Annotated in this window: 28 protein-coding genes; 7 read left to right on the top strand and 21 right to left on the bottom strand. The window is 41.7% G+C overall.

Annotated features, from left to right (window positions below; translation table 11 throughout):
• Positions 1-21: 21 nt before the first annotated feature.
• The 7 genes from ABLT31_RS04390 to ABLT31_RS04360 all read right to left on the bottom strand — a co-directional run bounded on the left by ABLT31_RS04390 (position 22) and on the right by ABLT31_RS04360 (position 5,633).
• The gene (locus ABLT31_RS04390; protein WP_367749272.1) at positions 22-417 is read right to left on the bottom strand and encodes a Zn-ribbon domain-containing OB-fold protein; all 396 of its coding nucleotides are present in this window, start codon (positions 415-417) and stop codon (positions 22-24) included.
• A gap of 2 nt (positions 418-419) precedes the next feature.
• Positions 420-1,556, bottom strand: a complete 1,137-nt coding sequence (locus ABLT31_RS04385) for an acetyl-CoA acetyltransferase (protein ID WP_367749271.1) — start codon at positions 1,554-1,556, stop codon at positions 420-422.
• 59 nt (positions 1,557-1,615) lie between these two features.
• Complete coding sequence (locus tag ABLT31_RS04380) at positions 1,616-2,029, bottom strand: MaoC/PaaZ C-terminal domain-containing protein (RefSeq protein ID WP_367749270.1); 414 nt, start codon at positions 2,027-2,029, stop codon at positions 1,616-1,618.
• A 15-nt stretch (positions 2,030-2,044) separates the two neighbouring features.
• Positions 2,045-2,467 carry a MaoC family dehydratase N-terminal domain-containing protein gene (locus tag ABLT31_RS04375; RefSeq protein ID WP_367749269.1) on the bottom strand — a complete coding sequence of 141 codons (423 nt, stop codon included), beginning with the start codon at positions 2,465-2,467 and terminating at the stop codon, positions 2,045-2,047.
• 71 nt (positions 2,468-2,538) lie between these two features.
• Positions 2,539-3,297: a 3-oxoacyl-ACP reductase FabG gene (fabG, locus tag ABLT31_RS04370; protein WP_367749268.1), complete on the bottom strand. Its 759-nt coding sequence runs from the start codon at positions 3,295-3,297 to the stop codon at positions 2,539-2,541.
• Between the two features lie 32 nt (positions 3,298-3,329).
• Positions 3,330-5,111, bottom strand: coding sequence for an acyl-CoA dehydrogenase family protein (locus ABLT31_RS04365; RefSeq protein WP_367749267.1), 1,782 nt, complete (start codon positions 5,109-5,111; stop codon positions 3,330-3,332).
• A gap of 279 nt (positions 5,112-5,390) precedes the next feature.
• A complete protein-coding gene (locus ABLT31_RS04360; protein WP_367749266.1) occupies positions 5,391-5,633 on the bottom strand; it encodes an HPr family phosphocarrier protein in 243 nt (80 codons plus the stop codon).
• Positions 5,634-5,882: 249 nt separating this feature from the next.
• Between ABLT31_RS04360 and ABLT31_RS04355 the strand changes: the two genes are divergently transcribed.
• Entirely contained in the window at positions 5,883-6,056 is a 174-nt protein-coding gene (locus ABLT31_RS04355) for a hypothetical protein (protein WP_367749265.1), read from the top strand.
• 64 nt (positions 6,057-6,120) lie between these two features.
• Here ABLT31_RS04355 and ABLT31_RS04350 read toward each other — a convergent pair whose 3' ends face one another.
• The 3 genes from ABLT31_RS04350 to ABLT31_RS04340 all read right to left on the bottom strand — a co-directional run bounded on the left by ABLT31_RS04350 (position 6,121) and on the right by ABLT31_RS04340 (position 9,843).
• Positions 6,121-6,795: an SOS response-associated peptidase gene (locus ABLT31_RS04350; RefSeq protein WP_367749264.1), complete on the bottom strand. Its 675-nt coding sequence runs from the start codon at positions 6,793-6,795 to the stop codon at positions 6,121-6,123.
• A gap of 313 nt (positions 6,796-7,108) precedes the next feature.
• Positions 7,109-8,989, bottom strand: a complete 1,881-nt coding sequence (gene htpG / locus ABLT31_RS04345; protein WP_367749263.1) for a molecular chaperone HtpG — start codon at positions 8,987-8,989, stop codon at positions 7,109-7,111.
• A 431-nt stretch (positions 8,990-9,420) separates the two neighbouring features.
• Positions 9,421-9,843, bottom strand: coding sequence for a DUF2935 domain-containing protein (locus ABLT31_RS04340; RefSeq protein ID WP_367749262.1), 423 nt, complete (start codon positions 9,841-9,843; stop codon positions 9,421-9,423).
• Between the two features lie 283 nt (positions 9,844-10,126).
• On the opposite strand from ABLT31_RS04340, the gene ABLT31_RS04335 reads away from it, so the two are divergent.
• Entirely contained in the window at positions 10,127-10,405 is a 279-nt protein-coding gene (locus ABLT31_RS04335) for a hypothetical protein (protein WP_367749261.1), read from the top strand.
• A 297-nt stretch (positions 10,406-10,702) separates the two neighbouring features.
• On the opposite strand, the gene ABLT31_RS04330 is transcribed toward ABLT31_RS04335, so the two are convergent.
• Complete coding sequence (locus tag ABLT31_RS04330; RefSeq protein ID WP_367749260.1) at positions 10,703-11,104, bottom strand: secondary thiamine-phosphate synthase enzyme YjbQ; 402 nt, start codon at positions 11,102-11,104, stop codon at positions 10,703-10,705.
• Between the two features lie 125 nt (positions 11,105-11,229).
• Here ABLT31_RS04330 and ABLT31_RS04325 point away from each other — a divergent pair, with 125 nt between their 5' ends.
• The 3 genes from ABLT31_RS04325 (at position 11,230) to ABLT31_RS04315 (ending at position 15,484) form a co-directional block, all read left to right on the top strand.
• Entirely contained in the window at positions 11,230-11,988 is a 759-nt protein-coding gene (locus ABLT31_RS04325) for an SDR family NAD(P)-dependent oxidoreductase (protein WP_367749259.1), read from the top strand.
• Between the two features lie 221 nt (positions 11,989-12,209).
• Positions 12,210-13,859 (top strand): hydrogenase maturation protein, encoded by a 1,650-nt coding sequence (locus ABLT31_RS04320; RefSeq protein ID WP_367749353.1) that lies wholly within the window; start codon positions 12,210-12,212, stop codon positions 13,857-13,859.
• Positions 13,860-14,032: 173 nt separating this feature from the next.
• Positions 14,033-15,484 carry an MHYT domain-containing protein gene (locus tag ABLT31_RS04315; RefSeq protein ID WP_367749258.1) on the top strand — a complete coding sequence of 484 codons (1,452 nt, stop codon included), beginning with the start codon at positions 14,033-14,035 and terminating at the stop codon, positions 15,482-15,484.
• Positions 15,485-15,577: 93 nt separating this feature from the next.
• Here ABLT31_RS04315 and mobA read toward each other — a convergent pair whose 3' ends face one another.
• The 6 genes from mobA to ABLT31_RS04285 all read right to left on the bottom strand — a co-directional run bounded on the left by mobA (position 15,578) and on the right by ABLT31_RS04285 (position 20,934).
• Complete coding sequence (mobA, locus tag ABLT31_RS04310) at positions 15,578-16,186, bottom strand: molybdenum cofactor guanylyltransferase (RefSeq protein ID WP_367749257.1); 609 nt, start codon at positions 16,184-16,186, stop codon at positions 15,578-15,580.
• Positions 16,187-16,328: 142 nt separating this feature from the next.
• Positions 16,329-16,688, bottom strand: a complete 360-nt coding sequence (locus tag ABLT31_RS04305; RefSeq protein WP_367749256.1) for a formate dehydrogenase accessory protein FdhE domain-containing protein — start codon at positions 16,686-16,688, stop codon at positions 16,329-16,331.
• Positions 16,689-17,096: 408 nt separating this feature from the next.
• A complete protein-coding gene (locus ABLT31_RS04300; RefSeq protein ID WP_367749255.1) occupies positions 17,097-17,279 on the bottom strand; it encodes a hypothetical protein in 183 nt (60 codons plus the stop codon).
• A 148-nt stretch (positions 17,280-17,427) separates the two neighbouring features.
• Positions 17,428-17,634, bottom strand: coding sequence for a DUF2933 domain-containing protein (locus ABLT31_RS04295; RefSeq protein WP_367749254.1), 207 nt, complete (start codon positions 17,632-17,634; stop codon positions 17,428-17,430).
• A gap of 15 nt (positions 17,635-17,649) precedes the next feature.
• A complete protein-coding gene (locus tag ABLT31_RS04290) occupies positions 17,650-20,061 on the bottom strand; it encodes a heavy metal translocating P-type ATPase (protein ID WP_367749253.1) in 2,412 nt (803 codons plus the stop codon).
• 18 nt (positions 20,062-20,079) lie between these two features.
• Positions 20,080-20,934, bottom strand: a complete 855-nt coding sequence (locus tag ABLT31_RS04285) for a cupredoxin domain-containing protein (protein ID WP_367749252.1) — start codon at positions 20,932-20,934, stop codon at positions 20,080-20,082.
• Between the two features lie 574 nt (positions 20,935-21,508).
• Here ABLT31_RS04285 and ABLT31_RS04280 point away from each other — a divergent pair.
• Positions 21,509-21,700 carry a hypothetical protein gene (locus tag ABLT31_RS04280; RefSeq protein WP_367749251.1) on the top strand — a complete coding sequence of 64 codons (192 nt, stop codon included), beginning with the start codon at positions 21,509-21,511 and terminating at the stop codon, positions 21,698-21,700.
• A 112-nt stretch (positions 21,701-21,812) separates the two neighbouring features.
• Here ABLT31_RS04280 and ABLT31_RS04275 read toward each other — a convergent pair whose 3' ends face one another.
• Genes ABLT31_RS04275 through ABLT31_RS04265 form a run of 3 tightly spaced genes read right to left on the bottom strand, consistent with a single transcriptional unit; the run spans position 21,813 to position 23,868 of the window.
• Positions 21,813-22,223 (bottom strand): chromate resistance protein ChrB domain-containing protein, encoded by a 411-nt coding sequence (locus ABLT31_RS04275; protein WP_367749250.1) that lies wholly within the window; start codon positions 22,221-22,223, stop codon positions 21,813-21,815.
• Entirely contained in the window at positions 22,220-22,654 is a 435-nt protein-coding gene (locus tag ABLT31_RS04270; RefSeq protein WP_367749249.1) for a Chromate resistance protein ChrB, read from the bottom strand. Before ABLT31_RS04270 ends, ABLT31_RS04275 begins: the two co-directional genes overlap by 4 nt.
• 11 nt (positions 22,655-22,665) lie before the next feature.
• Positions 22,666-23,868 carry a chromate transporter gene (locus tag ABLT31_RS04265; RefSeq protein WP_367749248.1) on the bottom strand — a complete coding sequence of 401 codons (1,203 nt, stop codon included), beginning with the start codon at positions 23,866-23,868 and terminating at the stop codon, positions 22,666-22,668.
• 712 nt (positions 23,869-24,580) lie between these two features.
• Here ABLT31_RS04265 and ABLT31_RS04260 point away from each other — a divergent pair.
• The gene (locus ABLT31_RS04260) at positions 24,581-24,868 is read left to right on the top strand and encodes a hypothetical protein (protein ID WP_367749247.1); all 288 of its coding nucleotides are present in this window, start codon (positions 24,581-24,583) and stop codon (positions 24,866-24,868) included.
• Positions 24,869-24,884: 16 nt separating this feature from the next.
• Here ABLT31_RS04260 and ABLT31_RS04255 read toward each other — a convergent pair whose 3' ends face one another.
• Complete coding sequence (locus ABLT31_RS04255; RefSeq protein WP_367749246.1) at positions 24,885-25,397, bottom strand: DoxX family protein; 513 nt, start codon at positions 25,395-25,397, stop codon at positions 24,885-24,887.
• Positions 25,398-25,610 lie beyond the last annotated feature (213 nt).

The raw sequence follows: 25,610 nt of genomic DNA, 5'->3' as shown, positions 1-25,610 counted from the left end.
CAACAGGTTTCCCCCTTTCCATTACGATTCAGATAGTTCAAAGTAAGGCAATGTGACTTCCTCATCTATTTTTTCATATACGACGGAAACGGGTTGATCAATAGCGATTTTATCCCGATCCCCAATCACTCGACTCACCATTCTAACCCCTTCGTTCAATTCGATAATCCCAACAACATAAGGGGTTTGTTCTTTAAAAGGTGGCATAGCCTTATGTACCACCGTATAGCTATGAATGCGTCCCTGCCCGCTGGCTTGCACCCATTTTACATGTTCAGAAAAGCAATGGGGACAAATGATTCGGGGATAGAAAATATATTTTTGACATTCTTCACAGTGCTGAATCATCAATTTATGATCTTTTACCCCTTCCCAAAATGGTCTGGAATCGTCATCGAGATACAACTTGATCGTCATGCCTAGTCCCTCCCTAAAATTAAAGTAGATGTAGAGGAAAGCGTACCGCCCGTACCGTTTACCAATGAAATTTTAGCATCCTTAACTTGGCGTTCTCCGCATTCTCCTCTAAGCTGTCGCGCAGCTTCGATTAAGAGGAAAATTCCGAACATCCCTGGATGACAATAGGAAAGGCCGCCCCCGCTTGTATTCAGCGGGAATGCACCGCCGGGTGCTGTCCGTTGACCGCAGACAAAATCCCCGCCTTCTCCCGGTTTGCAGAATCCTAAAGCTTCTAACGTTAGTAGAACGGTTATAGTAAAGGAATCGTATACTTGGACTACATCGATTTCATCATGGGTAATACCAGCCATCTCCATCGCCCGGCGTCCGCTTTCTTTGGCACCGGTTACCGTTAGATCCGGCATATGGGTTACCGAATTGTGCGTCGTCATTTCCCCATGTCCAAGGATCCAGACAGGTGGTTTCTTAGCTCGTGCGGCCGCCTTGGCTGAGGCAACCACAACGGCTCCTCCACCATCGGTGACCAAACAGCAATCCAACAAATGGAGCGGTTCACTAATCATCGGGGATGCCAATACATCTTCAACTGTAAGCGGTTTCCGCATGAAGGCTTTTTCATTTAACATGGCCCATTTCCGTGTGGCAACGGCAATTTCCGCCAGCTGTTCGGAAGTGGTTCCATACTGGTGCATATGTCTCATCGCTGCCATCGCATAGTGACCAACCGGAGATGGAAAGCCAAAAGGCTCCTCATATTTTAAAGTCAGTTGAGCTTGACCTGGTGCATTTCGATTAGAGCGATTTGTACTGCCATAAGTGATTAAAGCAACATCAATAAGTCCAGCTTGTATCGCCGCCATCGCGTGAGCCACGTGGGATTCAAAGGAAGAACCCCCGATATTGGTTCCACCCGAATATCTCGGTTGGATGCCCAGATATTCTGCTAGCATTAGCTGGGGAAAATGAGCCCAGCTTGCCGTTGTAAATAAAGCATCTACATCATCTTTAGTAAATCCTGCATCATCTAAAGCCCGTTTGGCTGCTTGCGCTTGCAATTGCAGGACGCTTTTGCCAGGCACTTCGCCTAGATCCGATTCGGCAACGCCAACAATGGCTGCAACACGTTCTGATTTCATCGTTTTTCACACCTTTATAGTAGAATATATCTTTCTAGAGATAGAGTCCATACACAAGGTTAAGCATAAAACTTGATCGTAGCACTCCCGACCGTAGATGCCTTCCCCGGTTCTCTTTCTGCTGATACGGAAAGCTCAACGGTACGCTTCTCTTCATCCTTCGCCGTCACTTTAGCACGGCAGGTCACCACATCTCGTGGAAACACCATACCAGCAAAACGAACCTGCAATCGGCTGACAAAACCTCGATTGCCTACGATTTGTTCCATAAATTGGCCTAGGAATCCCATGCTGATCATGCCGTGTGCGATAACGCCTGGCAAACCCACCTTACGGGCTGTTTCATCATCCGTATGAATCAAGTTGAAATCCCCGGAAGCTCCTGCATACTTAACAAGCTGTACCTTCTCAATGGGAGGCTTAACAAACTCAAGATCTTGGCCTACTTCTAGTTCATTCCATTCCATACTCATCTGCTCTCCTCCTATTTATCGATAAATGACCGTTGTTTTTGAGGTAAATACTAGATTGCCATTCGAATCTTCTCCCCGTGTTTCGAGGATGAAGAAAGTCATGGGTGCTGCTTTTCCTGGGCGTTCATAAATGTCTACTAGTTCACTTACACAATGTAAGACATCTCCTGCTACGATAGGTCTTTCGTACGCAAACTCTTGTTCTCCGTGCAGCGTGCGGCTAAGTTCCACGTTGATGCCAGGCTTTGGCATCCTAAGTGTAGCCGGGAATGTCGGAGGAGCCACTAGGCTAGCATAGCCCTGCTCCTTCGCATATGCTTCATCCCAATGAATGGGATTATCGTCACCAATTGCCTGAGCAAAAGCGCGAATCGCACCTTTCTCCACTTCAAATACTCGCTTTTCACTTTTTACGCCAATCGCATTCCGATCGATCATTCTCTTCAGCCTACCTTTCCATTCTATTATCCAAACTATTGATTACTCATAGACACGCTTTCAGTCGATTCTTAGCGATCGCCGCCGCCAACCGCGATAATTTCGCCCGCTACATAGCTTGCTTCATCACTGACTAAAAACGCTACCACGTTAGCTACATCTTCCGGTTGTCCTACTCTCTTCATCGGAATCTTTTGGCTAGCGCCCTTGACGATTTCGTCAAAATTCAAGCCTTGACGTTCAGCTGTCTTTCTCGTCATATCCGTATCAATAAAGCCTGGTGCCACAGCGTTTACATTGATATTGAACCCTCCGAATTCGATAGCCAGCGTTCTAGTCAAAGCTTGAATTCCGGCCTTAGCTGCAGCATAGTTTGCCTGTCCGCGCTTACCTACCGCACCTAGACTGCTCGTATTAACGATTTTTCCATAGCGTTGTTCCACCATATATTTCGTCACGGCTTTGCTGAATAAAAAGGTTCCTTTTAAATGAACATCGAGGACTAGATCCCAGTCTTCCTCTGACATTTTGAACACTAGACTATCCCGGGTCACTCCAGCCACATTGACCAAAATATCAATGCTGCCAAAATGAGAAAATACCTTATCAGCAGCTGCTGCTACTTGTTCAGCTTTCGAAACATCGCATCCTACAGCAATCGCTTCGCCCCCGGCAGCTTGAATCGCTTGAACCGTTTCCAAACCAAACTCCTCTGTCACATCAACAATTGCCACTTTAGCTCCATCTGCTGCTAGTCTTTTGGCTGTAGCTGCCCCAATTCCTTTTCCTGCACCCGTAACAATCGCCACTTTACCTTCTAAACGCTTCATTCTATATTCCTCCTCTAAATGTTTTTAATAGATTAAACAATATATTTTTCGGCTTTAATGACTCTTTCTGCAATCTTACGCTTCAACTCAATCGTATTGGCTGGCACTCTGCGGGATAATTGATCTAATTGTGCGAGTTGATTGACGAGTTCTTCATCGGTTTGGATCGTAATAAATACTTCTCTAGCAAAGCCAGCGATTTGATCCATGGCTTCATGAATGAAGGCGATGGTCATCTCCTTTGCATTCTGTGCTGCAGCTTCGCCATTTCGATCGATCATTTTTTTCGTTCTCAGCAAAACGCTTTCCATCGCATAAATATTAATGAGGATATCCGCTAAATCGCTGCTGGCTTCTTGTTCGTGTTCCAATTTAGCTCCATACTTTTTCAACGCAGCCGCAAAGGTAAAACAGAAAATTTTTCTCGCTGCTTCTAAAAGATACGTTTCTTGGGCTAAGGCGCCTTCGAAGCTTGGAAGAGCTGCATCCATAGAGATCTGATCTAATGCTTCCTGCAATTCAGGAAATTGTCCTTTACCAAGGCGTTTAATCAATGTTTTCGTTAAGAACATCCGATTGATTTCATTGGTTCCTTCGAAAATCCGTTTGATTCGGGAATCACGATAAATACTTTCGATTTCATATTCCTGCATATAACCGTATCCGCCGTGAATTTGCACGCCTTCATCTGCCGCAAAATCCAGCACTTCCGAACCAAATACCTTATTAATGCCGCATTCCAGCTTGTATTCACTTATCGCCGCTCCGGAATTTTCCCCTACATTCGGATCACTGAAATCCAACTTCTTCAATCCCGTATCAAACAGATCCGCAGTACGGTAGACCATACTTTCCAGGACATATGCTTTGATATTCATATCTGCAATCTTCTTGCCAATTAAAGGGAAAGCAGAAATCGGACGACCGAATTGGACTCGTTGATTCGCATACTTCACGGATAATCCCAGCGCATCTTTCGTATTTCCGAGACAGCCAGCGCCTACAGAAAGGCGTCCAAAATTCAGCGTATTAAAGGCAAACAAATGACCTTTACCCGGTTTGCCAAGCATATTCTCCACCGGCACTTTGACATCTTCGAAAGTCATCGAGCAAGTAGAAGAAGCTTTAAGACCCATCTTTTTCTCTTCCGGCCCGATACTTAGACCTTCCAGCCCTTTTTCTACGATAAAAGCGGTAAAATCGGCCCCATCGATTTTCGCGAATACGACAAATATATCCGCAAAACCAGCGTTCGTAATAAACACCTTACTTCCGTTCAAAATATAGTGCTTCCCATCTTCCGATAATTTCGCACTCGTCTTGATACCAGAAGCATCTGTTCCCGACTGCGGTTCGGTCAGAGCAAAAGCCGTCGTCAATGTACCTGCTTGCAATTGGGGTAAATATTTTTTCCTTTGCTGCTCTGTTCCAAAGAATATAATCGGAAGCATACCTATCCCAATCTGTCCGTTAATGGACATGACGATGGAAGTCCCGCCAGCGCTAAAATTCTCTTTAATCAAGGCGAAACGGATCCCATCCAGCCCTAACCCGCCATATTCTTCGGGAAGACAAGCACCAAGAAGTCCTACATCGCCAGCTTTCTTTAAGAGTTTCAAAATCAATTCGTAATCTAATTCGTTCCCGGCTTCGCCAAGAACTGTGATTTCCCGCTCTATAAATTCAGACACCGTGCTTGCAATCATGCGATGTTCATCCGTAAAATCTTCCGGGGTGAACACATTTCGATAGTCAATTTGATCGACAATAAAGCTGCCACCCGCTACTTTGTTCAATACTTCTTGATTGTTCAAATTCATTCACTCCTCTCATTCTCTTTGCATTTTAATCTGAATGCCCTGTCTTCTCCTGATGCTCCCTTCCTTTTCGTTTGTGTAACCTCTTCGCTTTATTATCAAGCAATTTCCATGCCAACTTAAATCCCGTCAAAAATCACTCTTTTTCTCAGTCCACTACTTTTATAGCGTTTCTGCTGAAACATAATTAGTTTCACATGTTTCATTTAGTCTAAAAGGAAAAAAGCGTACCTATCGGCACGCCTTAACATCTTCTTTCTAAATTCATTTAATTTTTTAATTTAATAAACCAAGCACCTTTTCCGACGCTACTTGAGCATCCGAACCTTCTACAATCAATCCAATTCTATCGGAAGGATGCAAGGATAAAGTAACAAGATCAACTATATCTTTTGCGTCCACTTTGCGGTGACCTTTGACTAAATATATCTCTGAATGGAAAGCGGAACACTGATTCGCTATCTCCGCCAGTAATGAAAACGAAACTGATCTGTGAAGTACAAATTCGGAACTCATCATTATCCACTTCCTTTTGGGTTTAATTTGATTTCTTGAAATTAATATATACCAAAGGAAAAGAAACGGATCATAATGCGTTAGATTATCTCACCTACTTTTTCAGAATAATCTACAACATGTCAGATAATCTAACAATCCAATTATTTTCGCGAAATTTGCGATAAATTGACTAAATATTCTGATTGATATTGAAGCTATCTTCCTTTATGATAGTTTTACCTACAACTCTAACAAAGGCAGGTCGATTGTATGGCTACATTCAAATTTGAGGCAACGAAGTACACATTGATTGACTCACTTTTGGACTCTTATAATGAAAATATCAAGCTGTACCAGGAATTCGGAGAAGTGTATTACAAAAAGAGAGCCGATCACTTCCTGGAAATTCTCAAGGAACAATTAGAAGACGAAGGATCGAAATAATATCGTTTATTCACCTGGTCAGGCCGTTTTACGGTTGGCCATTTTTCTTGCCAAATGCAGCGAATTAATCAACTTTAGCGATACAATCCGGTATATCGTTTTTCACATTCCCAACAATAGGGGAAACAGGATAAGCGTACATGCCTTCCTGCGGGTAAGGAGTCAGCAAACTTACTAGCTCTTCAATAGATGTATTGCTTCTATCCAGCCATTTGGCTTCATCCTGCTTCTTCAGTATGACCGGCATCCTGTTGTGAACGTCGGCAACCAAAGGGTTGGGTGATGTCGTGATTATGGTACAGGTACTGACTTTTTGGCCATCGGCTGGATTGATCCATGTATCATAAAGTCCTGCTAAGCTAAAAATATCCTCTCCTCTCACCATGAAGCGAATAGGATGCTTTTTGCCATTTGCCACTTTCCATTCATAAAAGGAATCTGCTGGCACGATGCATCTTTTTCTATGAATCAAGCTTTGAAACGAAGCTTTTTCTAATATAGTCTCCGACCTTGCATTAATCATTTTGCCTGCCATCTTTTCATCCTTGGCCCAGGAAGGTACAAGTCCCCAGCGCAGCTGTCCTAGCCGATTTTTCTTTCCATCATTGACGATCGCGAAAATCATTTGCATCGGAGCGATATTATATCGGGGCTGATAAATAGTTCCTGCCCATTCTGCAACGCCAAATCTCAACATCAATTCTTCTAAGGTTACAGTCAAGGTAAACCTGCCGCACATCGTCCCCACCTCCTTTTTTCCTATTTTATCTGCATTTTTCTGCTTGGTGCAAGCTATTGTGTTTTCAACTAATCATGAAGATATTTTGAACAGTCTAGTCGGATATTCCCAAAAATTGGCCGGATATGGGACCGCCGCAAAGACGGAGAAGTCTATCCGGAATGGCTTAATATCACCGTAATAGAAGATGCGTGGGGAGAGCAGCCCATCTATTACATTGCTTCTTTTATGGTTTCTAAAAACAGTGATAACTGAAATCAAAAACGACCCTTATCGATAAGGGTCGTTTTTGATTTCAGACAGTGTTATATTTCTAAACCATAATCTTGCAAATATCATTCGTAAACTCTACAGGATCATTAATCGGCAATCCTTCAATGAGTAGCGCTTGATTGTACAAGAGGTTAGTATATAGGTTGAGCTTCTCTTGGTCTTTTTCAAAAGCCTCTTTCAAAGACTTGAACACCTCATGATTGATATTAATCTCCAACACTTTATCCGCCTGGATATTTTGGTTGTTCGGCATCGCTTTAAGAATTTTTTCCATCTCAATAGAGACTTCGCCTTCTGTGGATAAGCATACGGGATGGGTCTTTAAGCGCTTGGATACGCGGACATCCTTGACTTTGTCTCCCAACACCTTTTTCATAAGGTCAAAAAGCGCTTGATTTTCCTTTTGTTCAGTCTCTGTATTATTTTGGGTTTCATCTGCTTCAATACCCAGATCCCCGCTGGAAACGGACTTGAATTCCTTCTCTTTATAGGACATGAGCATTCTGATGGCAAACTCATCAATTTCATCCGTGAAGTACAAAATTTCGTATCCTTTGTCAGCCACTAGCTCAGTTTGCGGCATTTTTTCAATGCGTTCATTTGTTTCGCCGGAAGCGTAATAAATGTATTTTTGATCGTCAGGCATTCTGGAAACATATTCATCTAATGTAACCATTTTCTTCTCTTTGGAAGAGTAGAACATCAACAAATCCTGCAAGGTGTCTTTATTCATTCCATAATCGCTGTAAACGCCATATTTCAGCTGTCTGCCAAAGGACTTGTAGAACTCCTCATACTTCTCGCGATCATCTTTCAGTAAGCTTTGCAGCTGGGCAGTAATTTTGCTCTTGATGTTTTTCGCAATCAGCTTCAATTGACGGTCATGCTGCAGAATCTCCCGTGAGATATTGAGAGATAGATCTTCTGAATCGACCATTCCTTTGACAAAACTATAATAGTCCGGCAGCAGGTCTGAGCATTTGTCCATAATCAATACGCCATTGGAGTAAAGCTCGAGCCCCTTTTCAAATTCCTTTGTATAGTAATCAAACGGTATTTTCTCCGGGATAAACAAAATGGCATTATATCTTACAGCCCCATCGACACTGATATGGATATGCTTGAGAGGCTTGTCGAAGCCGTAATGCTTTTCCGCATAAAAGTTCTCATAGTCCTCTGGAGTCAGCTCATTTTTATTTTTTCTCCAAATCGGAACCATGCTGTTAACCACTTGCTCTTCTTGAACCTCTTCGAATTCATTCTCGCTGCCTTCTTTAAGCTTTCTCGTGGTTACATCCATTTTGATTGGATAGCGAATGAAATCCGAATATTTTTTGATGATTCCCTTAAGGCGATATTCTTCTAAATACTCATCATAGCTCTCTTCTTCTGTATTTTCTTTAATCTTAAGCATGATCTCCGTACCGACCGAATCCTTCTCAAAAGGTTCGATCGTGTAACCATCGGCTCCCTGGGAATGCCACTTATAAGCTTGCTCGCTCCCTAAGGCCTTGCTGACCACAGTGACTTCGTCCGCAACCATAAAGGCAGAATAAAACCCAACACCAAATTGCCCAATGATATCATGGCCATCTTTGATTTCATTTTCCTTTTTAAAAGCTAAGGATCCGCTCTTGGCAATGACACCAAGGTTATTTTCAAGCTCTTCTTTCGTCATCCCAATCCCCGTATCGAAGATTTTAAGAATTCTATTTTCCTTGTCAGCTGTCACTTTTATGTAGTAACTGTCTTGGTCAAAGGTTAATGAATCATCCGTCAGAGCTTTATAGTAGATTTTGTCAATGGCATCGCTAGCGTTAGAAATTAGTTCCCTTAAGAAAATCTCTCGTTGAGAATAAATGGAGTTAATCATCATTTCTAAAAGTCGTTTGGATTCGGCTTGGAATTGTTTCTTTTCCATGAATAGTTCTCCTTTCAATATATATGAAGATTTCTCTTTATAAATACTAATCATCTCAGTTTAGCACTCTATCCATGCGAGTGCTAACATTTAATTTAATAACATATATTATACATTCTGTCAATTTCATATGCGAGTCTTAATGCAATTGATTACATAAAATGGTAAAATAAGAGTAACTTGTGAAAGGGGGATTGTCATGCCAAACGTAAACGATACTCATTTATCAAGTAAATGTTCTTACTGCGGTGCCAAATTTGAACTAGGTGAATTTTTTGAGGTCCACGAAGAAGATCTCTCATTATTGTTTCATAATACTTGCTATGATTGGTGGAGAGAAGAAAACTTATAAATAGTACAGCAATGAGAGGGTGTCTCAAAAGTGCCTGGCACTTGTTTTGAGACACCCTCTATCCTGTTCCCAACCCTTATTACATATAGCCCATGTTCCCCAAGGTTCCAATGAAATACTCCGATTCCCGGCGAATGTGGTTGATCACGACATTCACCACAGGACTATTGCGAACCGGAACACTCTGGCTCTGCAATTGGTTTAAGAACTTTATAAATTGCTTGCTTTGCTGAATAGAATGTCGAACCAAATTCATAATCTGCTGGTGAAGGAACGGTGTAGGTATCCCACCTGTCTGACCCAGTGCTTCCGTGTAGCGAACACCCATTGCTTGCGTACCGGCAAAAGCGACCTGCCAATCTTTCAAAGCATTCACGAACTGCGGCTCCAAGTCGGGTACGAGTTGCTGAATCACAACCGTATGCTCCGCTTCCTGCTCTTTCCAAAATTCGATCTCATCCAACAGCCTTAAATCCATAAGTACTCCATAATTTTGATACATTGGAACCTCCTCACCGATATGTCAACATATCCTATTCGGGCGGAGGCCCAGGAGTGACGTCCTTCACGAAATCTGCCCCAAGGCTTACTTTACATTTCATATTCACTCTAGCTACTGTAAGGACTTGATTCGTGCGAAATAATATTCAGCAAGGATTTTTGTCGTTTTTTTCATTTTCCACTGTGATCATACCAATAAATGGCGTACTATTTTTGTTATAAACTAGTTTATTATTATATATAGATTTTACATCATGATATTTTACATAAAAGGAGTACTGACAATGCGTAAACTAGTTGCTTCATTATTGCTTTTTACGGCCATTTCCACACCAGTTATAGCGGAAGAAACCAAAGATCAATCCCAAACGCTTAGCTTTTACGTAGTTACTCACTCAGAAGCGGGCAATGACTACTGGGCAGTCACGCAAGATGGATCGAAATCCCTCTGGTTTAGAGAAAGTGATGTTACAGGAGAGTTGCTCAAAGAAAACGATACCTTTAAAGGCACTTTTGACGAAACTGGGAAGCTTACTTCGATCCAAAAATATATCCTCCAGTAAGTTCTTATAGCCGACCCAATTGGGTCGGCTTTTGTTTGTGGACAGTAGGGGCACAAACAAAGAGCAGAAAAGAAATCTCTCCTGCCCTCAAGTCTATAACTCTATTGCTTATTTGTTCCAATTCTTTCTGTACAGCGCTACCACCCACATAAAGTATAATGCCGAAACAACATATGCTAAAGCCATCCACATTGTGAAACTCACGTCACTCACCACCTTTCTAATACTTTATGGCAAGTACCAGGCGGCCATGACAAAGAAAAAGCACCACAATGGTGGATGCTTTTGAGGTGATATCTATCCCTTCAATAATTTCACAAAATAAGTTCTTCTTCGGGGACCATCAAACTCACAGAAGTAGATACCTTGCCATGTTCCAAGGACGAGCTTACTTCTTTCAACTAAGATCGTTTGCGATGCCCCCATGGTACTCGCCTTCAAGTGGGAGGCCGAATTTCCTTCCGCATGGCGATACTCTGGATGTTCCCAAGGATACACTTCATCCAATCGCATCAACATATCCCGCACAACATCCGGATCTGCATTCTCATTAATGGTAATCCCGGCCGTAGTATGAGGACAATATATAACGGCAATTCCATCCTCCACACCTTCGCTACGGATCACTTCCTGTACATGTGCGGTAATGTCTATCATTTCGTCGCGTTTTGACGTTTGGATCATACGTTTATGCAGCATGTTTGATTTTCCTTTCTTATTCAGTATCCATAGCAATGTTCATTCCTGCCTTTCTAGATTATATCATGATGTTTTTTTTTGCTAAAATAGGGGCATACATGTCCTGCTTGAGGAGGGTTTTGACAATGGAGCTAGGTTTATCAGGGAAAATTGTATTAATTACCGGGGGATCAAAAGGAATCGGAAAAGCGATCGCCAAAGGGTTTGTTGAAGAGGGATCTCGCGTGGCCATCACCGCACGTTCTGCAGAAGATCTGAAAGTTGCGCAGAGCCAGTTAGGAAACGTGAGGATCTATCCTGCAGATTTAACGATTGCGTCAGAGAGAGAGCACTTGATTCGTATACTCATCGAGGAATTTGGGCGAATCGATGTCCTTATCAATAATGTAGGCGGAAGCAACGGAGGGCTAGCTTTAGAAACAGATCTGTCTTTATACGAGGAAGCCATGCAGTTGAATTATCTCTCGGCCGTACATATGAGCCAGTTAGCTGCAGAGCAGATGAAGAAAACAGGCGGCGGGTCTATTATTAACATTTCCTCTATTTTCGGAAGAGAATCGGGAGGAAAAATTACCTACAATAATAGCAAAGCCGCCTTAATCAGCTTTACCAAGGGATTTGCTGATGAGATGATCCGTGAGGGCATCCGTGTCAATGGGATTGCACCTGGGTCGATTCTTCACCCGACAGGCAATTGGCAAAAACGGATGGAGCAAAATCCCGAACAGATACGGAAATTTGTAGAGCAGGAAATCCCGGCTGGGCGTTTCGGAACGGTGGAGGAGGTCGCTCATGTGGCCGTGTTCCTGGCTTCCGAAAAAGCCTCCTGGATCGTTGGAGCGACTATTAATGTGGACGGCGGGCAATCCCGCAGTAATTTTTAATCGAAAATGAAGGCAAAGTCAATCTGGGGCATTCAGCATAGTTCGCTGGAATGTCCCTTATTCTTTCCACCTCTCTGGATTGCCCGAAAAATGTTAACAATTGTTTTATTTTTTTGATAGAGATAACATCAATTGGAAATTGAACCTATATATTGAAATTAGAATCAACAAGTTCGAGGTAATAGATAGATCCAATACCGAGAGGATGATGATTATTGCGTGTGTTATTCTTAACAACTGCTCACAATTGTTTAAGTCAAAGAGCTTATGTCGAACTGACGGATAACGGTCATGAGGTTAAAGTCCATCTTTATATGGGCGAGGAAGAAATGATCCTTACTGTTGAAGAATACCAGCCTCATCTCATCCTTGCTCCTTTTTTGAAAAAAATCATCCCGGAAGAAATTTGGCGTCATTACACGTGCCTTATTGTCCATCCTGGAATCAAAGGGGACAGGGGTCCATCCTCTTTGGATTGGGCCATTCTTAAAGGAGAAAAAGAATGGGGAGTGACTCTGCTCCAGGCCAATCAGGAAAAGGATGGCGGGGATATTTGGTCATCGCACCCGTTCAAGATGAGACCTGCCAGCAAAAGCAGCTTATATCGCCGCGAAGTGACGGACATGGCTATTAAAGGACTTCTGGAAGCAATGGAACGCTTTGAGAAGGGAGCTTTCATACCAGAACCCCTTGATTATAGCAAGCCGGATGTAAAGGGGACTCTTCATCCCCCTATGAAACAAATGCATAGGAAAATCGATTGGTCCGAGCCTACAGAAGCTATAGCAAGAAAAATCCGATCTGGAGATAGCCAGCCAGGCGTCTCAGATACCCTTTATGGTGAGGAATACTATTTATATGGGGCCCACGAAGAGGACGCACTAAAAGGGGATCCGGGTGAGATCATAGCCTGGAGAGATGGGGCGATCTGCCGAGCTACGGGAGATGGAGCGATCTGGATCACTCACCTAAAGAGAAAGGATAAGGACTGCTTTGATATTAAGCTTCCCGCTGTACGAGTTCTCAGAGATAAATTAAGCGGGATCCCGGAATCCGCATTGTCAATCGAGAAGGCCTATGCCGGTCGTACCTTCCGTGAAATTTGGTACGAAGAGAAGAATGAAATCGGTTATCTTCATTTTGATTTCTATAATGGCGCGATAAGTACAAACCAATGCATAAAATTGAAGGATGCCTTTATTCAAACACGCAAGAAAAAAACAAGGGTAATTGTGCTTATGGGAGGTTCAGATTTCTGGTCCAACGGAATCCACCTGAATGTGATTGAAGCTGCAGAGAATCCTGCGGATGAATCTTGGCATAACATTAACGCGATGAATGATCTGATTAGGGAAGTCATTTGCACGGACAGCCACTTGGTGATTTCAGCCATGCAAGGAAATGCAGCAGCAGGCGGATTAATGCTAGCCCTCGCAGCCGATTGCGTTTTTGCGCGGGAGGGAATTGTCCTAAACCCTCATTATAAGAGAATGGGTTTATATGGATCGGAATATTGGACATATCTGCTCCCCAAGCGTGTAGGAATGAAAAAAGCCATTCAGTTAACGGAAGATTGTTTGCCGGTAAGTACGCGATCCGCCTTGAAAATGGGTTTGATTGACGGTGCTTTCAAAGAATCGGCTTTTTGCTCCAGAATCACTTCTCTCGCAGAAGGATTAGCACAGGATGCATCCTTTGATAGGATGCTAAGCGAAAAAAGCCAGATACGCCAAAAGGAAGAAGAAAAAAAGCCATTAGAGGATTATCGCCGGGAAGAATTGCTTATGATGCACGATAATTTTTACGGACCTGATTCAAGCTACCATGTTGCCCGAAAACAATTTGTATATAAGATCGCTTGTAGGTCATAGTGCCTATACAACCGATAGTAGCAGGGATATAGAGATTACTTTTAACTGGGGTGCGAGTAATGGCGGCACTCCAGTTATTTAGTCTTTCCGCCCCTGTTTATCGACCAAGGGCTATAGGGTATATTGAATAACGGTATCGTTTTGATATATTAGTTTTACTTAGGAGTAATGTTATGCATCAAATAAATGAGATTTCAGGCAGTTACAGTTTTTCTTTGGTCACCCTTTCCTTGGTTATCGCTATCATGGCCTCTTATACCTCTCTTGATCTTGCTCTTCGGGTGGCTACTTCAAGTGGATGGAGCCGAAAAGCATGGCTCATCAGTGGTGCAATTGCCATGGGAACAGGGATATGGTCTATGCATTTTGTAGCGATGTTAGCTTTTCATTTGCCTCATCCCGTTTCATATGACCTATTTATCATTGCGGTATCCATCCTGATTGCCATTGCCGCCTCTCTTGCCGGGTTATTTTTTGCCAGTTCGCCTGAGAAGCAGGTCAGGAAACTAATTATTGGCGGGATTTTCTTGGGAGTTGGGATCAGCGAAATGCATTACGTAGGCATGGAAGCGATGAAAGGCGTCAACATTTTTTATCATCCCGTTTTCTTTTCCCTGTCGATCCTTCTTGCCGTTTGCACATCCATCATCGCATTAATGCTGGTCTTCTATCTTCGGGATCATCATTCTCCCGATAGGCAGCTTCGAAAATTCACAAGCTCAATTGTGATGGGCATAGCCATTTTCGGAATGCACTTTACGGGGATGAAAGCAACGATGTTTACACCGCTGCATCCTGAAGTTACGGCGACTCATGTCTTTATTCTTGATCAATCCGCCTTAGCCATCATCATTGCTCTTTTTACTCTGATTATGCTTTTTCTCGTGCTTATCAGCTCTTATATTGATCAGAAATTCAAAACGCAAAGGGAGATGCAAAGAGCCGAAAAATTGCAGGTATTAGGGGATTTAACCTGTGCCTTTGCCCATGAAATCAGGAATCCGATGCAGGTGAATCGAGGTTTTTTACAGCTTCTGAATGAGCGCCAGCTCCCTCATGATCTAAAGAAATACATAAAAATATGCATTGAAGAAATGGACCGGGCCAATGGCATTATCAGCGATTATCTTTCATTTGCAAAACCGGAAGCGGAGCACACCGAGGCTATTGATGTGGCAGACCAGATCCAGAGAGTGATCAACATCATATCCTCCTATGCCATGATGAATCAGGTGGAGCTAAGATCCAGCTTGGAGCCTTGCCGAATTTGGGGAAATGCACAGAAGTTCAACCAGTCCCTTATCAATATTTTTAAAAATGGAGTGGAAGCCATGCCTAGGGGCGGGACGCTTTACGTCTGCTGCAGGAACCAAAATCGAAACGTTGTCATAGATATCATCGATGAGGGAATAGGAATGACAAAGGAACAAATTGAAAACCTTGGAACCCCATTCTATTCTTTGAAAGAAAAAGGAACAGGCTTAGGACTAATGGTGAGCTATCGGATTATCCACTCCTTTTATGGAAAGATCCAGGTGACTAGTGAGAAAGGAAAAGGGACCACTTTCTCTATCATTATCCCGCAATGGGCGACACATGATAATATGAACAAACAACTACTCTAATTCGGTTAAAGAATGAAAAAATAAAGCCCCCATCTAGCAATGAGATGAGGGCTCTCCTATGATACATGGATTTTCCTTAGGAAGAAATAAGCTTCATCGCCCGCCGGACAGCTGATCCTGTCCTGCCCACTCTTTCGCCTGCTCAAAGTCACTGGGGCGGTTCATGTTAAAAAATGCTTTTTCCAAATCCATGTCCAAAGATATATTCTCTACTTGGATTTCGTTCACTCGTAGCCGCTTCATAAAGTCGAACATTCGCAGCCGATCTTGTCGCAAGCAGTCTTCAGCTATAGGAAGTGCTGATTTTCGATAGACAGCGAATAAAGGATGATGCTTTCCATCTAAGCAAGGGACGACAGCATCAAAGCCCTTCAACTGATTACAGAGAAACTGTCCCAGCCGGCTGGAAGCAAAAGGCATATCGCACGCAACGAGGAGATTTTCCTCATAAGGCGATGCCAGTAAGCCCGCATGCAAGCCCGCTAAAGGCCCCTTTCCAAGGAATTTGTCCCCTACCATTGGCAGTCCTAATTCTTTGTAATCCTCCGGCTGATTTGTTACCAGTGTCGGTGGAGGAAAAACACGCGAAAGTTCTTCAATGATCCGTACTATATTCTTTTGTCCAGCAATGGGAAGCAGTGCTTTATTGGTCCCCATTCGACTCGACTGCCCTCCTGCAAGGAGGATTACTCCAGCATTCATGTCTTTCCTCCTCAGTTCAGTAACGATAGTACCCTTTTTCTTGAGCCATCATATCTAAATGAATAGTTGAGAGGTCCTCAATTAAGAGCAAGGGATACTCCTGCGGGGATAAGGCTTTGACCCCTTTGACGTAGCTTCGGCATTACTCGCATACATCAACCCGATGCTTCGTCTCCCCCTCCAAAAACAAGTAATCCAGCGTATGATAATCCTTGTTGTGACACTGAGGGCACCCGACCCTGGGAAACACCCAATCACAGGCACAGGATCCGCAGCGCAAAAACCTAAATTTCTCTGACTCCCGGTACTCTGCTAAGATAGGGTGCGAGCCGCAAACAGGGCAGTAGCCCTGATGCCAGCCATTCAACGAAAAGCCCTTTGTCCACTCTTTATTAATCTGATTCAAGGTGGGCAACAAGCTGAATTGCACCAAAAGGGCAAGCATGTCCGGTTCCAGTTCGCAGCGGTCAGTAAGTAAAAGATAAAAACAGAGCTTCATCATTGCATAATCCCGACCATAGGAGAGCATCTAGTTCTTCTTCAGCGATAGACTTTCCAAACTTTCTTAATGAGCGTTTAGCTTTTCCTACTCCCTCCCATTCTAGCAAATCCCGAAAGAGGCAGCGAGCAAAAGAAAGATCGGCTTGGATCTGACGGCTCTAAGTCATTCTCCGACAAACTTTTATCTAAAAGAAAACGAAGGGCATCAAGAAGATATTAAAAATGACGATTACACCGTCATAAGTGATAAAGGCGAGGAATTACGACCGAATATTAAATAAAGCATCATTAAATTGAACCGTTTTTATAAATCAATGGGTTTCTTTAGATTAGAGTAAACACCGTATTCCATCAAGGATACGGTGTTTTAAACATACTTATCGAGGTCGAGGCATAGGCGGCTGCATTCCTATTCCGCCACAACAAGCGCATCTTCTAGAACAACCACATGCGGGGCAACATCCACTTCCCTGACAATGATGGCACCCTCCTCCACCGCAACAACAACATGTACCGGAACCTCCACAATAACGACACATACCATTTCCGCGACAGCAACGACATGACATACCGGTACCACCTGGAACTCCATAAGGCATTTGGCGCATAAACCCACCTCCAATTAACTCAAGCAATTCATGTTATGTTGAATGATTAATTTGTGAATGGGTCCATGACCGTGCTTTTTGAATTAAATTCAAAAAAATTGGCTCCTCAAATAGAGGAGCGATTTCAGACTTCTATACAACATTCCGTTTTTTTATTTCACTTAATTCCCTTTGAAGCTGTTCATTTTGTTTCTCTAAAAACTCAATCTTTTTCACAAGGGTACTTTCTTCTTTGCCAGCATGACAATCTTTTTTAGAGCCAAACATTCCTCTCATGCAAAAAAGCATCATCAAGGGACAAATAAGATATGGAATATAACTTAAAATTTGTTGTGCCATTTTTTTTTACCTCCTTTAAATTTTTACTCGTTTTAAACGAAGCGCATTGCTTACAACAGATAAAGAACTAAACGCCATAGCTGCCCCAGCAATCCAAGGAGTTAAAAGACCCATTGCAGCTATAGGGATTCCGATAAGATTATAAATAAACGCCCAGAACAGGTTTTGTTTAATGTTTTTCATGGTCGCTTTGGAGAGTTTAATTGCTGTTACAATAGCCCTTAAATCACCACGCATTAGCGTCACATCACCTGTTTCAATGGCAATATCGGAACCTGTTCCCATTGCCATTCCGATGTCTGCTGTGGCTAATGCCGGAGCATCATTTATTCCATCGCCGACCATTGCTACTACTTTACCTTCTTCTTGAAGCTTCTTAACCTCTTCCGCTTTACCTTCTGGAAGTACTTCCGCAATAATACGATTGACACCAACCTGCTGACCGATTGCCTCAGCAGTACGCTTATTATCGCCAGTCAGCATGACCACTTCTAAACCTAACGCTTGAAGTTGGTTTATCGCTTCTTTTGAATGTTCTTTGACGGTATCTGCAACAGCGATAATTGCCACAGGTTCGTCGTCAACAGACATGAACATGGCTGTTTTTCCTTCTAATTCAAGACCCTCTGCTTTATCCTCCAAAGAAGAAATATCGATATTGTTTTGTGCCATTAATTTTCTCGTTCCAAGCAGCACTCGACGGTCATCAACAGTTGCTTCAACCCCAAATCCAGGAATTGCATGGAAGGATTGAGGGTCTGGAATCTCTAGCCCTTTATCCTTTGCAGACGAAACTATGGCTTCGGCTAGCGGGTGTTCCGAATTCTTTTCAGCGATAGCTGCAATCTTTAAAATATGGTCTTTATGGTTATTATTTAGAACCACAATATCCGTTACATCTGGCTTTCCTTTTGTAATCGTACCTGTTTTATCCAAAACAATAGTGGTTAACTTCTGAGTGTTTTCAAGATATTCACCGGCTTTAAATAAAATCCCGTTTTCAGCAGCTTTACCAGTTCCGACCATTAAGGAAGTTGGCGTTGCCAATCCTAATGCACAAGGGCACGCAATAACCAAAATAGAAACAAAACTAATCAATGCCGGAGTGATTTCGCCAGGAGCAGCAATAAAATACCAAATCAAGAAGGTTAATGTGGCAATTCCCATTACAATAAAGGCAAAATACCCCGAAATAACATCAGTTAACCGTTGAATAGGAGCTTTTGAGCCTTGAGCCTCTTCAACAACCTTTACAATTTGGGCTAAAGCTGTATCTTTTCCGACCCTGGTCGCTTTGAATTTGAACGTACCGTGCTTGTTAATGGTGGCACCGATAACGGAATCGCCAACTTTCTTTTCAACCGGCAAACTTTCGCCCGTCAGCATGGATTCGTCAACGGAAGATATTCCTTCAACAATTTCGCCATCAACAGGAACTTTCTCGCCAGGTCTAACTACAACGACATCTCCGACCAACACTTCCTCGATTGGAACGTCTTTTTCGATACCATCTCTAATTACTCGTGCTGTTTTTGCTTGCATTCCAAGTAATTTCTTAATAGCTTCGGATGTTTTCCCTCTTGCAATGTATTCCATTGTCTTACCCAACAAAATCAGGGTAATGATAATGGCACTGGCTTCAAAATAGACGTGATGCTCACCCATAAATGTTAAAACCACACTGTAAAAATAGGCAGCACTTGTTCCTAAAACCACAAGAACATCCATGTTCGCTGATTTGTTTTTCAAATTTTTGTAAGCACCGATGTAAAAGTCTTTTCCAGCAATGAATTGAACGGGAGTCGCTAAAAGCATTTGGAACCACGGATTGTAAAGCCACATTGGGTATTCCGGAATAACTCCCATCATCCCGAACATATAAACAATGAACGGTGCAGTTAAGACTGCCGAAAAGATAAGAGTACGTTTTTTCTTTTCAACTAACTTATCTCGTCTTTCTTCTTGAGCGGTGGCTTCTTGTTTAGCATCTTCCTTAACCTCTGACGCCTTATACCCTATACTTTCTATGGCTTCAATAATTTGAGCTGATTCAACAGCCCCTTGATATTTGACGGTTGCCCGTTCATTGGCTAGATTTACATTGGCTTCCGTAACACCAGATATCTTTTTAAGCTTTTTTTCAATTCTGTTGACGCACGCAGCGCAAGTCATACCTTCAACAGCTAATTCCAATTTTGAACCAGGGACCTTGTAACCAATTCCTTCAATTTTTTGCATAATAGCATCTATATTGGTTTTATTAGGGTCAAAAGTGATACTTGCCTTTTCATTGGCGATATTTACGTTCGCCTCTTGGACCCCATCCACTTTGTTAAGGACTTTCTCAATCCGGTTCACACAAGCAGCGCAAGTCATCCCCTCTACGGGTAAAGTGACTTTTTCTAGTTGTTGTGCATCTTGTTCCACAATCTATCACCTCATTTCTTACTTAACAGTAATCTTTCCACCGTACATGCCCATTCCGCAAGTGTATTCGTAAACACCAGGCTCTAGGGGACCTATCATGTCAAAATTGTTCGTATTTTCTTCCAGAATAGTATTGATTCCTAATTCTTTCGAAACTACCTGTCTTAAACATCCTGCTCCTGCTCCGGTTTTAAAATTAATTTTTATCGGCATTCCTGCCTTTAATTCAAGATTCTCAGGACCGTAGCCACTTGAATCAACTGTAATCGTGGCTTCTTGGTAATTCCCTGTAGCTAGTTCCTGTACTTGAGTATTTTGCTGACCGGAGTTAGTATCTTCGACTTGTCCGTATTTTCCCCAAGCCATGACTCCGATAAAAGCAAAGATGGCTACAAGAAAGATAGGGTTTGCAATTAATGGCTTTCTCACAGGTTCCACTTCTTTCTTAGATGCACCGGATTCTTCATCAATCAATTGAAGAAGCAAGAACATTATAACCACAAAAATTAAATCAACAAATAAAATCATGAGGTTTGAGGAATTAGGGAGTAGCATAACTCCAAGCATTGCTCCCATCATTCCGCCCATGACACCTGCCATTATTCCGTCCATTGCAGCCATTAATGTGATTGGTCTTCCGGTAAGATAACCAGCAACCATTCCTGAAGTAACCGCAATGATGGTTGTAAAGGTCAGGTCACGATTTAACAAAACCCCTAAAATCGCGCCAAGGGAGATACTTGACATCATCCCAATTGTCATGCTTATCATCATTCCACTCATACAATTAAGCTGTTCACGGCGTTTATAAGTGTAATAAATGCAATAGCTTGTAAAAAGTACAACTAATGCGATACTTGTCATAAACAACATTACATAAATCCTCCTGAATTAAAGTTTATAACATGATAATACATGAAAAATGTGATAAAAATTTGATGGAGTGAAATGTAAAATTTTTGCTTCCATTATGTTGTGTTATTAATTCTGGACCAAATAAACATTCGTTAGTGTTAATGATTACTCTTTATCACAAAAACAAATGATAAACATAAATACTTGTTGACGGACGGTGACTGTATGGGGCATAGCTTCGGTTGGTATGTAAGGAATGCTGCTATAGGAATACCACTTGGAATAATAATCGTATTGGTGGGTATTAGGGTACTCTTATTTTTCATGTAAAGGAATGGAAGTAATTTTGAAAAAGATGAAAATAGATTAACTTCGCACTTTCTTTCTTTATTGTTGCGAAAAGAACCCTACCCACATCAAAGGTAGGGTTCTTTCTGTTTAATAACCAAACCAATATTGTTATTTAACATAGCCAATATTTTTGGGGAACAAGTTGAGATTTCTATTTTTCATCATACTTTCTACATATTTTTCTTGTACGATAAAAGACGTGAGGCAATTAATAAAACTAAAACTTCGAGGAGGATTCTTTATGAAGAAAATCATTGCAACATTCGCCTTTGTCGCAACAATGGCTTTAGGAAGTTCTGTTTTCGCTAGTGGACAAGATGTAGCTGATTGCGCAAAAATGAAACATGTATCCATGTGCGCTAAGGAAATGAAGGATGTTTCAGATTGTGCTACCGCAACCGATTGCCCTATGGCTTCTGGATGTCAACAATAATTCAAGAAATGAACGTTGGGATTCAAGCTCACTAATTCCGTTTTAGTGTAACATACAAACAAAACCACCGACTTATTGCTTTAAAGTCGGTGGTTTTGTTGTTATAGATACCCTAGAATGATAATTGTGCATATAAAGCTTCAAAAATTAAACTACCTCTTTTTAATGCTGTTAAATCATCAGGGCTAGTTAATCGAATACCATCGCAAATAAAATCGAGTCCTGGTGCCACAGGTTCCAAAAATGCTTCCTGTACTGTATCTGCTTCATCCACTATCCGTGCGATTCGTGCCAATATGGGGTCCTTGATTTCAAATTCTCTCAACATGGTGTGGAATGTACAATGACCCCTTCTATGGCTAAGGCGAACACCAGGGATGTCAAAAGGTTCTGCTCCTTCAGGTAACGGCTTGTGACCCACAGGAATAAAAATAAATTCCGCCTCCGTATCAATCCATTTTCTAATTAACCAAGCACATGCCATCCTGTCTACCCCGGCCTTTTCCCAAGTAACCCATTTCATTCTGTAATCCCCTTTCTAGCGGCTTGTAGTTCCTCCAGTACACGTTTACCTAATTCCGATTGGAAATAATCCTGCATTTTGATTTGTTGGTATCGCTTAGAAAGTGTGCTAAGGTCAAAGTTTTCTTTTTTTAATTCGTCCATAATTTCGGCATACTCTTTATCCACTTGCTGAAGAAACTCTCTAATAATAATCTCGTCTTGCCCTCCTAAGACAAGACGAGATTCCCAAAGGGAAGCTTCTCCTCCTAGCTCTTGAATTTCGACCACCAGCCATTGAAATTGTTCTCTTGTCTTTGGTGTAGAAGGAAGGCACCAAACGGATTCATGAAGGAGAACAGCTCCAAGACGCTTTAGCTTTCTCCATACAAAAACGCGAATTTTACTTGGATTCCTTGGAAGTTTATATAGTAAATGCAGCCAATTTTGCACGAATCCACCGCCTAATGCATCATAGGGTAAACAATTAATCCAATAATAGCCGCTACAAGGATAATAATGGGTTCCGATACTTTTTTACTTTTCCATAGTAACACCAAAGTAATAAGAGCAAACAAAGCCGTGGGAATATCAATAATTGACCTCTGTCCCAACACAATAACCGCGCCACTAATAGCTCCAGTTGCAGCCGCCGTTACTCCGTTCACAAAGGCATTAATCCCCGGTTGTTTTCCATATTTCTTAAATAGTGGAGCGGGAAGAATGGTTAACAAGTAGCACGGGAGAAAAGTAGCCAATGCTGCAATGGTTGCTCCGTTCAAACCTGCTACTAAGTATCCAATAAAGCCGGTTGTGATGACGACTGGACCAGGCGTAATCATCGCTACCGCAACAGCATCTAGAAATTGTTGAGCATTCAACCAACCATATTCCTTAACCACACCACCATAAAGAAACGGGACGATAGCAAGACCACTACCAAAAACAAATGCTCCTGCCTTGGCGAAGAAGGTGAAGATATTCCATAAAGTACCTGTATTCGAAACTGTCATTATTCCCATCACCGATGCCAAAGGTAAAGGTACAAAACTATTTAATTTTGATTTACCCCATAATCCCTTCGGCGGAGCCTTTACTAACCAATATAAAATACCAGACGCAATAAACAAAAGAACATTCTCCGTTTCGGTAATGACGGTCACAGCAGCAGCAATTAAAAAAATTGCCCACAGAAGCCAATCCTTACCGATGGTTTTCGTTGTCAATTTATAGGCGCTAAATGCAATGATTCCGATAACACTAGCTCCCACGGCATAAAAAACAGATTGCATCCACGTTAACCCACCAAACCTAACATACGCCCAACCTAAAGCTACCACCATTAAAAATGAAGGAACAACAAAGGCAATAGCAACCAAGGTAGCCCCAATAAAACGATAGTGAACATAACCAAGATAAATGGCTAATTGAGCAGCTAGAGGACCGGGTGCAAGCTGTGACAAAGCTAGACCGTCTTTATAATCATCTTCTGAAATCCAACCTCGTTTTTCAACTAGGTCTCGATACATATACCCTGTTAACGCTACCGGTCCTCCGAATCCGACGGTTCCTAACTTTAGAAAATACAAAATGATTTGTAAAAGAGAATAAGGAACTTCTTGAGCTTGAGTATTGGATTGGGTTTTCCCCTCTAATGGTCCATTCATCGATTCTCCTCCTTAATGTTATGTAATACAGGTTACACTTTAAAATCATTGTAATATTGGTTACATTTATTTTCAATATGCAAATTAACATAGTGAATTTGGACTTCTAAAATAAAAAAAGTATGGCAAAAACCATACCTAATTAGAAAATATCACTTTTTATGAGATTATACTGCCAAAGAGAGTAACAAATTAAAACGACTACTAAACAAACGTATTCCGTAATCATTGAACCTTTTTTCGCTATCTCCCATACATGATTTCGATTTCTTTCTTTTCTATCCGTTAGGGAATAAATATCAGGACGAAGGCAGCATGGAAAAGAATAGGTTATGTACTACGAAAAAGAGGACAGCGTATGACCTTTTCCATTGTCCTATTCGCTCTCTCATAGATATGTTTCTTCTTGTTTGCAGATAAGAAAAGAATAGTTGAACTTTCCCCTACTTGCTTTTTAGCCATGTATTTAGCTTCTACAACAGATATGATAACGATTGTATTTCCATTATGGGAATATCCAGCTCCCACGGAAACACAGGTCTTCTTTAGGAATATACTGCATGATACTGGTATCTATCCTGTGGTTCATACTTTTTCTTGCAAACCCTCCCGAAACAGCAGACCTTTTTGACCGTTGTTCGTCATACGTTCTATTGGTCAATCCTTGCCATTTTTATAGAGTGGTTATCCATAAAGACCGGGAACATGAAACATGGCTTATGGTGGAGCTTCGGTTGTCCTTATGTTGCTGATTGGCTTTTGTTTTTGTTGTTCTATGCCCACCACAAATGGCGGGAGAAGCATACACATAGCTAAAATCTCAATCTGGTTTGTTTATTTTTTAAATTTCCCTAAATCGATTGTAACTGGTACTGCTTTTTGCGGTGCAATTTCGCTATCGAAACCCGTTAGCGGAACAATAAAAATAAAAACCACCCAAAATAGGGTGGATAAAGTTTTAGTTTGTAATTATATTTGTTTTGTAATAGGATTTAAGTAATGGTTATTTTTATATATTAAGCGCTTTGGGGCAAGTTTTCTTGCTCTTCTTTTTTTAGTATCTGTTTATTTATAAATGGAATAACCCAACGGTCTAACCCAATTTTTCCTGCATTTATACCAGCAATTAAGATTATCATTCCGAATAATACCATCTGAGGGTTAGTGCTAGTTGTTCCTGAAAAAAGATAGGAAAAATTCATAATCATCCCCATTAAAACGGCAAAGGTAGTAAAACAACCTAAGATAAGTCCAAGACCTACTAAAAATTCCCCCCAAGGAACGAGGATATTAAAAAGTCCGACATTAGGTAATGCAAAGCCATCAATAAAATCTGCCCACCAAGATTGAACTGCTGGGCGGTCACCAGACGCTTTTTTTAATGCTCCTTGCAGAAACCCACTAGCATCAAAATCGCCACCCGCAATTTTTTTCCAACCAGCTTCCAACCATGCCCAACCAAGATACAATCGTAATGCTAGGAATGCATAAGAAGCATAAATATTTTCTCTTAAAAAGTTAATTACCATAAAAGACCTCCTTTGATAATATTATCATTGATTTTGATTTTCATTGTCATTATAAAGTGTTTATTTTCTTTTAGGAATAGGTCAGAAGTTTTGAGTTTTGGATATCTCCTATTTAGTATTAATTATTTCTGCCCGTTAAGTTCCTGTACATACAGTCCCGAAACGGAACGCGTTACCCCCTCAAATATTGTGCGTAACCACCAATAAAAAGAA

It is taken from the genome of Ammoniphilus soli (genome assembly GCF_040813775.1).
Note: the sequence above shows the minus strand (reverse complement) of the source record. Positions and strands in the feature narration are given on the sequence as shown.